The sequence below is a fragment of the Acinetobacter sp. GW821-FHT09D10 genome (assembly GCF_059416285.1).
Genome location: NZ_JBWKOW010000004.1, coordinates 82,625 through 97,144 on the forward strand (window position 1 = coordinate 82,625; position 14,520 = coordinate 97,144).

At 38.7% G+C, this 14,520-nt stretch carries 10 protein-coding genes; 5 read left to right on the top strand and 5 right to left on the bottom strand.

Annotated features, from left to right (window positions below; translation table 11 throughout):
- The first annotated feature begins 23 nt into the window (after positions 1-23).
- Positions 24-587, top strand: coding sequence for an NAD(P)/FAD-dependent oxidoreductase (locus tag AC07M3_RS11155; protein WP_494567314.1), 564 nt, complete (start codon positions 24-26; stop codon positions 585-587).
- A gap of 38 nt (positions 588-625) precedes the next feature.
- On the opposite strand, the gene pgaD is transcribed toward AC07M3_RS11155, so the two are convergent.
- The 5 genes from pgaD to ppsR all read right to left on the bottom strand — a co-directional run bounded on the left by pgaD (position 626) and on the right by ppsR (position 7,818).
- Positions 626-1,084 (bottom strand): poly-beta-1,6-N-acetyl-D-glucosamine biosynthesis protein PgaD, encoded by a 459-nt coding sequence (gene pgaD, locus AC07M3_RS11160; RefSeq protein WP_133746912.1) that lies wholly within the window; start codon positions 1,082-1,084, stop codon positions 626-628.
- A complete protein-coding gene (gene pgaC / locus AC07M3_RS11165; protein WP_494567315.1) occupies positions 1,081-2,328 on the bottom strand; it encodes a poly-beta-1,6-N-acetyl-D-glucosamine synthase in 1,248 nt (415 codons plus the stop codon). The genes pgaD and pgaC overlap by 4 nt, the downstream gene beginning before the upstream one ends.
- Entirely contained in the window at positions 2,328-4,154 is a 1,827-nt protein-coding gene (gene pgaB / locus AC07M3_RS11170) for a poly-beta-1,6-N-acetyl-D-glucosamine N-deacetylase PgaB (RefSeq protein WP_494567316.1), read from the bottom strand. The genes pgaC and pgaB overlap by 1 nt, the downstream gene beginning before the upstream one ends.
- Positions 4,154-6,595 (bottom strand): poly-beta-1,6 N-acetyl-D-glucosamine export porin PgaA, encoded by a 2,442-nt coding sequence (gene pgaA, locus AC07M3_RS11175; RefSeq protein WP_494567317.1) that lies wholly within the window; start codon positions 6,593-6,595, stop codon positions 4,154-4,156. The genes pgaB and pgaA overlap by 1 nt, the downstream gene beginning before the upstream one ends.
- 386 nt (positions 6,596-6,981) lie before the next feature.
- Positions 6,982-7,818, bottom strand: a complete 837-nt coding sequence (gene ppsR, locus AC07M3_RS11180) for a posphoenolpyruvate synthetase regulatory kinase/phosphorylase PpsR (RefSeq protein ID WP_003652470.1) — start codon at positions 7,816-7,818, stop codon at positions 6,982-6,984.
- Between the two features lie 147 nt (positions 7,819-7,965).
- Between ppsR and ppsA the strand changes: the two genes are divergently transcribed.
- From ppsA to cyoB, 4 genes are all read left to right on the top strand, one after another.
- Positions 7,966-10,353, top strand: a complete 2,388-nt coding sequence (gene ppsA, locus AC07M3_RS11185; RefSeq protein WP_170834047.1) for a phosphoenolpyruvate synthase — start codon at positions 7,966-7,968, stop codon at positions 10,351-10,353.
- 64 nt (positions 10,354-10,417) lie between these two features.
- On the top strand, positions 10,418-11,173 hold the full coding sequence (locus AC07M3_RS11190; protein ID WP_133746915.1) for an RDD family protein: 756 nt from the start codon (positions 10,418-10,420) through the stop codon (positions 11,171-11,173).
- A 316-nt stretch (positions 11,174-11,489) separates the two neighbouring features.
- Entirely contained in the window at positions 11,490-12,524 is a 1,035-nt protein-coding gene (gene cyoA, locus AC07M3_RS11195) for a ubiquinol oxidase subunit II (RefSeq protein WP_092706753.1), read from the top strand.
- Positions 12,525-12,527: 3 nt separating this feature from the next.
- Positions 12,528-14,519 carry a cytochrome o ubiquinol oxidase subunit I gene (gene cyoB, locus AC07M3_RS11200; RefSeq protein WP_003652474.1) on the top strand — a complete coding sequence of 664 codons (1,992 nt, stop codon included), beginning with the start codon at positions 12,528-12,530 and terminating at the stop codon, positions 14,517-14,519.
- Position 14,520 lies beyond the last annotated feature (1 nt).

Sequence of the window (14,520 nt, forward strand, 5' to 3'; positions counted from 1 at the left end):
AAAACCAAAAGGACTTTTGGAAAATGAGTATTAATATTAAAAATAACGCTTCAAAATCAGTAATTTTTCAAAATACGGCTCAAGATTTTGAAGACTTTGCTGGTCAAGTTATTCCGTCAACCTCAATTAAAGAGTTTGATTTTTCACATTCATCTGTCGCGATTATTGGTACAAATCAAGATACCGTGACCCATCTTGAAAAAATCTGCCAACAAGCAAAATTTGTGACTGTATTTCAAATTACACCTCACTTTATTTTGCCCCATAGTCAAATGGGCACACACAAGTTAATTACCCATCCACTCATTATTAAAAACCGGAGATTATTTAACAATCGTATAAAAAGTATTTTGGCCTTACGTTTTCTTGAGACTCAAGTAAATGAAACATGGCTTAAGCGCCTTTTAACACCCAATACTGCAACGACTAAAAAAGTATTTTTTAAATCTGATAGTTATTATTCAGCTCTCCAAAAAGCCAACTGTAAATTACAAACTTGGCCCATTGTTAAAGTTACCAATACATCAATTCACAGCATGGATGGTATAGAACAACCAATCGACATCATTATCAGAATAACTGCATAAAAATAAAAAGCATGGTTTTAGACCATGCTTTTTCTCTTTTACTCATATTTTTGCAAATTGCCGTGATCATCGTAATGCAAAATGATGCGTTGTTTTTTTTGCAATTCACTTAAGATCTCGGGACTAACCGAAAATTGCGCTGCTAACAGTTCAACAGAACTATTCGGTGCTTTAGCGCGACGGTCTTCACCACTGAACCGAATCCAGTTATAACTCGCCCACAAAATTAAAATGAGCGCGCTAATCCCGATGAGTAATGCTAAATGAAGTAAGGTCTTAACTTCTGATAAATGATCGACCCAGACATAATCATAAATTAGGTGCCCTTCAAAAACCCATAAGAACAGTGAAACCAACGGGAAAAGCAACCACATCAAACAAAACCAACCAATGGTTTGTAAGGTATAGTTTGCTGTTTTATTTTTGACGTATTCCGGCTGGTCAATATATTCAGGGATATCTAAAGGCTCTATATCCTTATTTTCTTCAGGTTTCATGGGTTATCTCCACGGAAGCCGCGGTCTGGGCTCACCCAGCGGGCACGTTTTTTAGTGTTAAATAAAGTTTTTGGTACCGCGACAACACTTGTAAATAAAGTAAGTAACCAGAAAAACAGCGGGTACCAGATTACCCAGAAATAGTTTCTAAAGAAGCGACCACGGTCATAACGCTGATCAATCCACAAACTCACCAAAAACTGTATCAGACAGGTTCCGCCTAATATTACACCGTACCACTGTGGCATAAGCGTTTTGATCTGCCATTGCAAAGGTAATTCAATAAATAACCCTGTAAAAAACAGAATAAATATTAGAATCATGACATAAGACCAGATAATACTCACAAGAGCTTCAAGCATCACTGGCCACATACGACGTACGCGCAATTTGAACATTTGTGGAATATATTCTAAAAGAACCTCTACCCCACCTTGTGCCCAGCGAAGACGCTGTTTCCATAGGCCTTTAAATGTCTCAGGCATATAGATATAGCAAAGCGCTTGTGGAATATACTGGATATCCCAATGGTCCAGTTGTAGCTTCCATGAAATATCAATATCTTCGGTAATTTTATCGTCAGACCAAAACCCAACGCGAACGAGCGCTGTTTTACGGAATGCTGCAATAACACCAGACACTGTAAAAATACGACCATATGTACGCTGTGCACGTTTAATTAAACCAATAATCGAAGAAAATTCGCCAACCTGTAATTTTCCTAAAATACTTGATCGGTTTAAAATTCGTGGATTACCCGTTACAGCACCAATTCGCGGGAAGTTAATAAATGGTTGCATTAACCAAAGTACAGCATGCGGATGTAACAATGCATCCCCATCAATACAAACAAGATATTCGTATTTACTGACCAGTACTCCCGATCTTAACGCTACGGCTTTACCCTGATTTTCTGCTAAGTGTACAACCCGAAGTCGTGAATCTTGCGCTGCCAATTCATCAAGGATTTCAGCTGTTCTATCACTACTCCCATCATTGACGGCAATCACTTCAAAATTAGGATATTTAGTTTGCAGTGCATAACGAATAGTTTGTCGCACCTGCGCTTCTTCGTTAAAACACGGAATAATGATACTGCACCCTTCACTGGTTGGTTCAGGAAGAGTCTGTTCGCGATATTCCCTTTTAAAAAAGAACCAAAGTCCTCCCACCATCCATGTCCAAGCCATGAGTAAAGGATATAAAAAGGCAAAAGCAAATAGAATATCGAGTAATACTCTCATTACTTTTTCCCCTCTACTAATCCAGCAAAAGGCTGATACATGACAGGGCTATAATTCAAACTAAGTGGATTATATAAATACTGATGTACATCTTTTGATTTTTCAAAACTATAACCATCTATACCGAACTTCTGAATCCCTGTTCGCTGAATCGAAAAAAGCCCTTGCTGTACTTCTTCCCAACTCGTCTTTGAGGCATTTTCTGGCAACACTAAAGTCAGCATAATTCTTTGCTTATCTTTTTCATCAAGCGTGTTTAAAAGTGCTAACACCTGATTAAATTGCTTTTCCTTACCAATCATATCGAACTTTAAATTGACTAAATCATGTTGCGATAAAAGTGTTTTTAAAAGCGCTGGTAGATTTTCTACATGATCTAAATCAGGAGTAAGCAATAAAATAAACTGCCCTTGGTTACTCATATTTAAATAAGGCTTTACAGCTTTTTTGGTAAGTTGGCTAAGTTGAGCAAGATGTTTTGATTGTTCAATACAGCTATTCTCTTGAACGGTTACTGCTTGCATTTCGCAATTTAAAGATGTGCCCGCATTAAGCTGAATACCACTTAAATTACTATTTAAGCTTGCAATATCTTTAGCCAAATCTACTGCTAAAAACGGCTTACTTTTTTGTGGATAAGCTGGTAATTCTAATATTACTGCTTGACCCGCACGAGTTTGAGCCTGCCATAAACTACGGTTTAAAATATCTTGTTGAACAGACATTTTATCTGTAGGGAAATAAGCAACATCATATTGCCCGTCCCCGTCTTTGTCTTCCAAAGGTTTTAATATTAAGGCATTGTTTTTTAAGCTATACAGTTTTGATAATAGCTGCCCTAATTTTTCATCTGTTTGGGTGTTTTGTGGGGCTGCTAACTGCTTTAAATCCATACTCACAAAGTGACGAGGCTGTTTAAATAAATCTGACTCTTCGAAGTTCAGAATATTTAACATGCCTTCAGTGAGCTGCTCAGCTGTAGGGTTATTTATAACCAAGCTTCGTTTAAACGTTGAATCACTCACCCGATTCATACCATCACGCCCCAAACTGAAAGAAAATTCAAAGCCTGCCTGCTGCGCTAGTTTTTCCAATTGCTCATTCACGGCACCATAAGGCCAAATAATTGCTTTGGGACTAACACCGACTTCTTTTTTCAAAACGGCGTAGGATTTTTTCAAATCTTGCAAAATACGTTGTTGATATTCTGCATCTGTTTCATAACGAGACAGCGATTTTAAATATGCATAAGAAGTCGCAGCAGGTTGCTCATTGCCTTGAGGATTAGCCAATATGCCATGATGTAAATCATCACTATGACTTGCAAATTCGGCCAAACCTGACGCTTGCATTTCGCGCACTTGAGCCCAGTTCATCAAGTTACCCTGACCATAAGCTTCATAACCTGCCTGTGTATTGCCATTTATCCAACTGGTCGGAAGAGCAAAAACTGCCGGAATCTGATATTGCTTAAGTAATGGAAATACTCGGCTATAGCTACTTAAAGCCCCATCATCAAAAGTAAGTAGAATAGAGTTATGAGGCAATTCTTTACCTTGCTTACGAGCTTCCTCAATGTCTTTTAAACGAATCGGCTTCCAGTCAGATTGACTCAGCCAATCTAGAAACTGTGCCAGATTATTTGTCTGAATTGCATAAACATCTCTGTCACCTTCCTTTAACACATCATCTCGCACATCATGAAAAGTTAAAGAAACCGTATGATTTTTTGGTAGTTCAGTTTCAATGCGGGCATGGGAAAATTGTACGGGTAATAATGTTGAAGCAAACACAAAGCTCAACATTTTTGACATCATATTATTCATTAAAAGCGCCCTTCAAATCCGAAAATACCATAGGTATGCTGTTCATCATGACCATCGTATGGGTGATATTGCCAACCAATTCCATAATTAAGTTGCCAAGTCCGCGAGAGCTGCCATTGATGCTGATATTGCAGAGAGTATGTTGGTCTAGCCGAGTAATCTGCTTGTTTATAGAGTCCCACTCCAGCTTCAAAATGCTGCTTAAATGAGCGCTCATATTCTCGCCAAGTTACCCAGTCATGACTTAAATTTAACTCAGCACTGTAATGGTTACTGGGACTAAAGTAGGCAGTCTGATCTTGGCTATTGCTGCCATAAAATCCACGAACGGTCCCATAGGTAATATGGTGCGGCGCATCAAATAATCGTTCGCGCCAAAAAGTCGAAAATTCTTGTTGTTTATTACCATCACTAATATCAGTTAGACCATAACTCGCCCCAATCTGACGTGACTCATCTTTTTGCCATGTCAAAGCAGCACGGTAGGCTTGTCCATCTTCACCAGCATCAATTGCCTGTAATGGAATATTAGCTTGGCTGTCATATTGCAATTGATACTGCCAGTGGTCGCTTAACCATTGCGACCAATCGAGACGAACACCTGCTTGTCCACCATCTGTACTTTGCGACAAAATTGCAGACAATGCCTTACGATTTGCTTGCCACTCAGCCCCAACACCATAGCGTTGGTCATGCACATCACCAAAACGGTACTCTCCGTAACGATCTTGATGCCAAGCGAATAAACGATAATTATCTTTGATCCATGGGCTATTAAGACGAGTTTCCATTTCACGGTCTTTTAAACCATTCTGACCACTCACAGAATCGCTACTACTATCTGCCTTACTTTGTCCCCAAGTAGTTGAGTGAGAAATTGTCGGTCTATTGCGGTCATCTAATTCTTTCCGACTTTTAATTACTCCACCATCTTCAGGGTAATATTCCAAAAGACTTTCAGTATTTTTACGCCATTCCGGAATATCCCCTAAAGCCTGAGCATTTTGCATCTGGTTAATTCGGGTGTCTTTGGCAACTGGTGTTAAACCATTTAAACGAGAAATAGTTTGCTTGGACTGTAGAGGTTTATCTCTCCAACGCTCAACACGAGCCAGATTATTAATTAGACCTTCATTGGCAGGTGCAAGATCTACTTGTTTTTGAAAATGCTTTTCTGCTTGATCAAGATGATTTGCATAAGCTAAGTGCATACCCTGTAAAGTAATATAGTCATCACGGTCGGGATGACTTGTTTTGTCTACCCCTTTTGCCTGACTATATTTATACATTGGAACAAGTCGATCAACCTCACTCAAAAATTGTTCAGCTTGTTTATATTTTTCTTGTTCGATATACGAATAATAAAGCCCAGTATATACCGTCATATCTGGATAGTTTTTTTCAGTAAGCAAGGTTTTAAAAGCAAGTTCAGCTTGCTGTGGCTGTCTTTCAGCTAAATAACTATCAGCTATTGCATGGCGAATATAGGCAGGTAGTTTTTCTAAAGGTATATTTAATTTAGTAAATTGATCCAGGACTGTACGAGTACGCCCACGGAAATCTAACGCATATATATAGTCATAATGGAATCTTAAATAATTAGGATCTGAAGGTTGAATCAAAGGCTGCATTTGCTCGCCTTGCTTCAACACAGCATCAAGCTCAGCAAAGCCTTCGCTATCTGACATGCCTTCTCGATTTAGATATTTATAACGAGCAATTGCATTATTTACACGTTGAGAAAACTCACTGACTTGTAGCCAGTGTTGTAACGATTCTATTTCTGCATTTTTATCGCTGGCAAGCAATAACTGCTGAGCCTTGTTATAAGCCCCCACAGCCGCTAAGTCATAACTGTATTCTTGCAAAACTGCAAAAGACTTGGGCTGTTGCTTATATGCTTGTTCAATTGCAGATAAAGCATCTACAGGTAAATTGATAAGACGATAGGCGTAAGCTATTTGCACCAGCTGATCAGTCTTCAGATTTTTACTATTAATTTTTGCTAACTGTGCTTTGGCATTTACAACATCCTGAGCTTCAGCGTATAAAACCGCTAACAAAATCTGCCCATCAAGTGTTTTTTGAATATTAAATTTATTCGACCAATCAATCGCATTTTTAAAGTGTTTAAAATCACGAAAATTACGTATTAAAGGTAACTGTCCATATTGTGGAAAAGTAACCGAATTAATATTGGCTAAATGCTGAGAAAAACTTACTAGATCTTTTTTTTCATTTGACATTACAACTAAATAATCAGCTAGCAATTTTTGATCATGCGGATAAGTTTTTAGCAATTGATCCAGTTGAAATATTGCTTGGTGAGTTTGTCCAGTTTTATAAGTGTGAATAGCTTGCTCTCTCAATTCATCCACTTGAGCAGCATATAAATTGAGAGGCAAGATGTATACCAATGAAAAAACACATTTTTTTAGCATTTTGATAATCGGATAGTCCCATATCGAGGTGGGAAAGTATAATTAAAAATAAATAAATAATCACACAACAGCAAAATAGTGTGATCTAGTTAACATTTTTTAAATATGGATTTTTTTTGGTTGTTTTTTAAAAATATTTAGTAAAATTAAATAATTACTATTTTTCAGCACAATAAAATACATACACTTCTTTTCAATAGTATTATTTAAATTTACAAATGAATTGCAAAAGAAGTACAGGTTTGTAACCAATAAAAACATTTAATAATGTTTGGTTTTATATTTAAAACTTTTATTTTTATTGTATTTATATTTTTAAAAACCACTCAATTTATTTATAAATTAATATACATAAATCGAATGGTTAAAATAAGCAGTTGATTAAATTAACCAATACGACGTTTTAATCCTGTCATCTGCAAAACACGCGTTGAAATTTCTTCAATCGACATTTCAGTCACATTTAAATATTTAATCCCTTCTGAAATATAGATTCCTTCAATTGCTCTAAGTTCCATTTGGCATTGACTAAAACTTGCATAACGACTATTAGCCTTACGCTCACTACGAATCGCAACTAATCGCTCAGCATCAATCATTAAACCAAACAATTTATTACGATGTGGTCTTAGTACTGCTGGTAAACGGTTATCATCCAAATCTTCTTCTGTTAATGGATAGTTTGCAACACGAATACCGAATTGAAGCGATAAGTAAATAGAGGTCGGCGTTTTCCCCGAACGAGAAACTCCAATTAAGATTAAATCGGCTTTATCGTAATGGCGAGTACGCGCTCCATCATCATTATCAAGCGCAAAATGAACAGCATCAATACGGGCTTTATAAGACTCAGAATCAGTCACAGCATGTGTCTGTCCAACTAATGTGGTGGGTGGCGTACCTAGTTCTTGTTCTAATTTACTGATTAAACCTTCAAATACATCAAGATTAACTGCTTTAGCAGTATTAATGATTTCTCGCACATGTGGATCAACTAAAGTATCAAATACTAAAGGCAGACAACCATCTTTGGTTTGACATCGATTAATCTCGACTACAATCTCCATTGCAGCCTCTTCGGTTGCAATATACGGCATGATATGAATATCAAAATCTACATTGGGAAATTGTGCTAATAACGAATGTCCAAGAGTCTCTGCAGTTATCGCAGTTCCATCAGAAATAAAAAAAACGCTTCGCTTAAATTGTTTACTTTCTGACATTAAAATTCTCCTTAAACATTTGTCTTAGTACTATATAATCTTTATAGTAAACTGATCTTACATGACTGTCGCTTAGTATAATTCTCAACTAAGCACTTTATTTTTATAATTTCATGCCAAGATAGACATTAATACTGCAAAAGTGGAGTGAAAACTTTGGAAGCGCGCGTAATCGGTCTAGAAAAATTAGGGAAACACGATGTCGAACTCGTAGGTGGGAAAAACTCATCTTTGGGTGAAATGATCAGTCATTTAGCAAATGCTGGTGTATCGGTACCAGGCGGTTTTGCAACTACTGCTGATGCCTATCGTGAGTTCTTAGATCAAAGCGGTCTTAACGCTCGAATTCAAGCAGAACTTGCTCAACTCAATGTTGATGACGTAAATGCTCTTGCAGAAACAGGTGCTAAAATTCGTCAATGGATTGTAGAGACTCCACTCACTGCAAGCCTAGAACAAGAAATTCGCGCCGCTTTTACAACACTTTCTAACGGCAACCCAGAAATCGCGGTTGCCGTTCGTTCATCTGCAACTGCTGAAGATTTACCAGATGCTTCATTCGCAGGTCAGCAAGAAACTTTCTTGAATATTCGCGGTATTGATAACGTTCTTATTGCGATTAAAGAAGTATTTGCTTCTTTATATAATGACCGTGCAATTTCTTACCGTGTACATCAAGGTTTTGACCATGACGTCGTTGCACTTTCTGCAGGCGTTCAGCGTATGGTTCGTTCTGAAACTGGCGCTGCGGGTGTAATGTTTACACTTGATACCGAGTCTGGTTTCCGCGAAGTTGTGTTTATCACAGCATCTTATGGTTTAGGTGAAATGGTTGTACAGGGTGCAGTTAACCCAGATGAATTTTACTTATCTAAACCACTATTAAATGCTGGTAGACATTCAGTTTTACGCCGTAACCTTGGTTCAAAACACCAGAAAATGATTTATGGTGAAGAAGGTTCTGCTGGTAAATCTGTTGTAGTTGTTGATGTTGAGAAACAAGAGCGCCAACAATTTGCTTTAAATGATCATGAGTTACAAGAGCTAGCTAAACAAGCGCTTATTATTGAGCAGCACTACGGTGCGCCAATGGATATCGAATGGGCAAAAGATGGCGATGATGGTCAAATTTATATTGTTCAAGCTCGTCCTGAAACTGTAAAAAGCCGTCAAAATGTAGGCACAATGGAGCGCTATCTTCTTAAACAAAGAGGCACTGTTCTTTGTGAAGGTCGTTCAATTGGTCAACGTATTGGTTCTGGTAAAGTCCGCATTATTAGCTCAATTAAAGAAATGGACAAAGTTCAAGAAGGCGACGTTCTTGTATCAGATATGACCGACCCTGATTGGGAACCGGTAATGAAACGTGCCGCGGCAATTATTACTAACCGTGGTGGTCGTACATGTCACGCGGCAATTATTGCACGTGAACTTGGTGTACCCGCTATTGTAGGCTGTGGTAACGCAACAGAAGTATTGACTGATGGTCAAGAAGTAACTGTTTCTTGTGCTGAAGGTGACACTGGCTTCATTTACGAAGGCGCTTTAGATTTCGAAGTTCAACGTAACTCAATTGAATCTATGCCTAAGCTTTCGTTCAAAATTATGATGAATGTAGGTAACCCAGACCGCGCGTTTGACTTTGCTCAAATTCCAAATGAAGGTATTGGTCTTGCTCGTCTTGAGTTCATTATTAACCGTATGATCGGAGTGCATCCTAAAGCGTTACTCAACATTGATAGCCTACCTCGTGAAACTCGTGCTGCAGTTCTGACTCGTACTGCTGGTTATGCTTCACCTGTAGATTTCTATGTTGAAAAATTGGTTGAAGGTATTGCGACTCTTGCTGCTGCGTTCGGTGACAAGCCAGTTATTGTTCGTATGTCTGACTTCAAATCAAATGAATATGCAAACTTGATTGGCGGTAAGTTATACGAGCCTGAAGAAGAAAACCCAATGCTCGGTTTCCGCGGTGCAAGCCGTTATGTATCTGATAACTTCCGTGACTGTTTCGAATTAGAATGCCGTGCACTCAAGAAAGCTCGTGATGAAATGGGTCTAACCAATATTCAAATCATGATTCCTTTTGTACGTACTGTATCTGAAGCAAAACGCGTTATTGAGTTACTAGCACAAAATGGTTTGAGACGTGGTGAGAACGGCTTAAAAGTAATCATGATGTGTGAATTACCAACTAACGCCCTATTAGCTGAACAATTCCTAGAGCATTTCGATGGTTTCTCTATCGGTTCGAATGATTTAACTCAGTTAACACTAGGTCTTGACCGTGACTCAGGTATTGTTTCACATCTATTTGATGAGCGTGATGCAGCAGTTAAAGCACTTCTTTCAATGGCAATCCATGCCTGCCGTAAAGCTGGTAAATATGTAGGTATCTGTGGTCAAGGTCCTTCAGATCATCCAGATCTTGCAAAATGGTTAATGGAACAAGGTATTGAGTCTGTTTCTCTTAACCCAGACTCAGTTTTAGATACATGGTTCTTCCTTGCTGAAGAAAAAATCAAACAAATCTAATATGTTATAAAAAAAGGCCCATCCGTGGGTCTTTTTTCATCTTTAGAACAGAGAATTTTTATTTATGCAAATTTACTTGGCACGTAATAATCAACAAGCTGGGCCTTACACTTTAGAGCAAGTAAATCAAATGTTGGCTAGCCAACAAATTTTGTTAACTGATTTAGCTTGGCATGAAGGCATGACAGAATGGAAAGCTTTAGGAGAATTAACCCAAGGTAAACTTGTATATCAACCTATCGGTTATTCTGCACCTGTCATAAACACAAATAGCTCATCTAATGAAACGATTCGTCAAATTCGTGTAGAGCCTAAAATTCACGAACTTGCCTCTATTCCATCTCGAGCTTTGGCAAAAATTATTGATTTACTGCTTTGGTTACCAATAGCTGCAATTCCGTCTTTTTTCTTTAATGAATCTCAGTATAAGCAATTATTTGAATTGCAAAAACAAATGCAATCAACTGAAGTTGCTTCAACTAAAGCAGCAGAACTACAACACCAGCTTTTCACTTTAATCCCTATAGAAGCTTGGCATTCTATGCTTGTTTACGTAGTAATCATGCTTGCAATTCAAGCCTTTCTTTTAACAAAGTTTGGGCAAAGCATAGGTAAGAAAATTGTTGGAATTAAAATTGTAGATGCCGAGAGCAATGGTAAAGTTAATTTAACTCGCATCTTCTTATTAAGAAGTATTGTTTTTATCATTTTAAATTTACTGTTTATGCCTATTAGTACAATTATTGACTATGCATTTGCATTAGGGCAAAAACGCCAAGCGCTACATGACAAAATTGCAAGAACAAAAGTGATCAAATGATAGCAAATGACTCATTGATTTAAAGTCTAAAAAAATGGAGGCACCTCGCCTCCATTTTTTCTATAGAGAGTTGATATTTAAATAAAAGCTCCATACAGATTAAATACCCTACAAAAAAAATCGGGTTTTAAAACAATTATTTCAGGCTGCTTTATGTATAGCTTAGTTTGTCGATATGAGGCATAATGCCCTACAACGTAGCGGTGTCATATAATTGAGAAGTCTAAATTTAAGGATTAGCGTTCTCAATCATGCGACACTTTAATCGCTATCCCATATTTAATTAGGGAATGGGACTCTTCACCGAGGTTGTAAAATGAGACAAACGATTTTAGCTGTATTGTCTTTATCAACGCTTGCCGCACTTTTGACTGGGTGTGGTGGTGATATGGTACTTCTAAACTCTAAAGGTCCAGTTGGTCAAGGTCAAAGTGACCTTATGATGACTGCGATCTATTTAATGTTACTTGTGGTGATTCCTTCAATCATCATGGCATTATGGTTTGGTTGGAAATATCGCGCGTCAAATAAAGATGCAGACTATAAACCTACATGGGCACACTCAACTACAATTGAAGTTGTAGTATGGGGTATCCCTGTCATTATTATTGGTATTTTAGCTTGGTTAACTTGGTGGGGTTCCCACAAGTATGACCCATACCGTCCTTTAGAATCAGATAAAGCACCTTTAACTATTCAAGTTGTTGCTGAGCAGTTTAAGTGGATCTTTATTTATCCTGAACAAAACATTGCAACAGTTAACGAAGTACGTTTCCCTGAAAAAACTCCGTTAAGCTTTAAAATCACTTCTAACTTTACAATGAACTCATTCTTCATTCCACAGTTAGGCGGCCAGATTTATGCAATGGCAGGTATGCAAACTCACCTTCATTTGTTAGCAAATGAACCTGGTGTATATCGTGGTTTCTCTTCTAACTACTCAGGTTACGGTTTCTCTCAAATGCGTTTCAAGGCGCATAGTGTTACAGAGCAACAATTCAACGAATGGGTAGCAGCTGTTAAAGCAGGTAATGGTTCTACCATTAACCCAGAAGCAGTTCAAAAAACTACGCTTGACCAAGCTGAATTGGCAACCTTACGTGATGGTGACCGTTCTAAGCACCAAATCGAGCATTTAGTAAATCGTGCTAAAGCCGCTGGTGATCAAGAAGCGCTTGCTAAAGCTGAAGCTATGAAACCGTTCCCGACTAAGCCACACCCTGTGACTTATTACTCTTCAGTTGAACCAAAATTGTTTGAAACAATTATCAACCACTATATGAGTAACTATCATGGTGTTGACCACTCTGCTGCGCATGCAACAGCTGAACACGCTGCTCAAGGGGAATAAGACATGGATATGATTTTTGGTAAACTGGGTTGGGACTCTATCCCGACAGAGCCAATCGTGCTTGTCACCATGGTCCTTATGGCACTTGGTGCAATTGTTGTGCTTGGCGGTATCACCTATTTCAAAAAATGGGGATATTTGTGGAATGAGTGGTTTATTACGGTAGACCATAAAAAGATTGGTATCATGTACATTCTTGTATCTGTAGTCATGCTTTTGCGTGGTTTCGCCGATGCAATTATGATGCGTCTACAACTTTTCCTCGCTAAAGGCGGCGGCGAAGGTTATCTACATCCAGACCATTACGACCAGATCTTCACCGCACACGGTGTAATTATGATCTTCTTCGTAGCAATGGGTCTCGTTGTTGGTATGATGAACATCTCTGTACCTTTACAGATTGGTGCTCGTGACGTTGCTTTCCCATTATTGAACTCTTTAAGCTTCTGGTTATTCGCCGGTGCTGCTGGTTTGATGATGCTTTCACTTGTATTAGGTGAATTTGCTGCGACTGGCTGGATGGCTTACCCTCCTCTGTCTGGCATTCAATATTCTCCTGGTGTAGGTGTTGACTACTATATCTGGGCACTTCAGGTTTCTGGTCTAGGTACGCTTTTATCTGGTGTTAACTTCTTCGTTACCATCATCAAAATGCGTGCACCTGGCATGAAATTGATGGATATGCCTATTTTTACGTGGACTTCACTTTGTACGGCTGTATTAATCATCGCATCGTTCCCTGTATTAACAGGTACACTTGCAATGTTAACTCTAGACCGTTACTTCGGCTTCCATTTCTTCACAAATGAGCTTGGCGGTAGTCCAATGCTTTATGTGAACTTGATCTGGACATGGGGTCATCCTGAAGTATATATCCTAGTATTACCAGCATTTGGTCTATACTCAGAAATCGTTGCAACCTTCTCTCGTAAAGCGTTGTTCGGTTATAAGTCTATGGTGTATGCAACTATCGCGATTACTGTTCTTGCGTTCGTTGTATGGCTTCACCACTTCTTTACCATGGGTGCTGGTGCGAACGTTAACGCGTTCTTCGGTATAATGACCATGGTTATTGCGATTCCTACTGGTGTGAAAATCTTCTCTTGGTTATTCACCATGTATAAAGGTCGCATCACCTTTACTACTCCAATGTTATGGACGCTTGGCTTCCTTATCACATTTGGTATTGGTGGTTTAACTGGTGTACTTATGGCTGTTCCACCTGCGGACTTCCTTGTACACAACTCATTATTCTTGATCGCTCACTTCCATAACGTAATTATCGGTGGTGTGGTGTTTGGTATGTTTGCCGGCATCATTTACTACTGGCCAAAAATGTTTGGTTGGAAGCTCAATGAAGCATGGGGTAAAGCTGCGTTCTGGTTCTGGTTCTTCGGTTTCTATTTTGCATTCATGCCACTTTATATCCTTGGTTTCATGGGTATGACTCGTCGTTTGAATACATATGACAACCCAGAATGGGATCCTTACCTTGCAATTGCATTATTTGGTGCTGTTCTCGTTGCGATTGGTATTGCATGTTTCTTAATGCAAATCATTGTTGGTTTCTTACAACGTAAGGACAACATGGACCTTACAGGCGATCCATGGGATGCACGTACGCTTGAATGGGCGACTTCTTCCCCTGCTCCGTTCTATAACTTTGCGCATGAACCAGATGCAAGCGGTATTGACCGTTTCTGGACTGACAAAGAAAATGGTGTAGCATACGCACGTAACACTAAATATGAAGACATCCACATGCCGACTGATCGTGCTGCTGGTTTTGTCATTGCAATGTTCATTACGATCCTTGGCTTTGCTCTCATCTGGCATATTTGGTGGCTCGTTGTTGTTTCATTCGTTTCAGCTGTTGTTAGCTTGATCGTAAGCTCATTCACTAAGAATGTTGATTACTATGTTCCTGCTGCTGAAGTTGAGCGTATTGAAAACGAACGCTATGCTTTACTTGAAAAACACTTGAAGAAGGACTAAG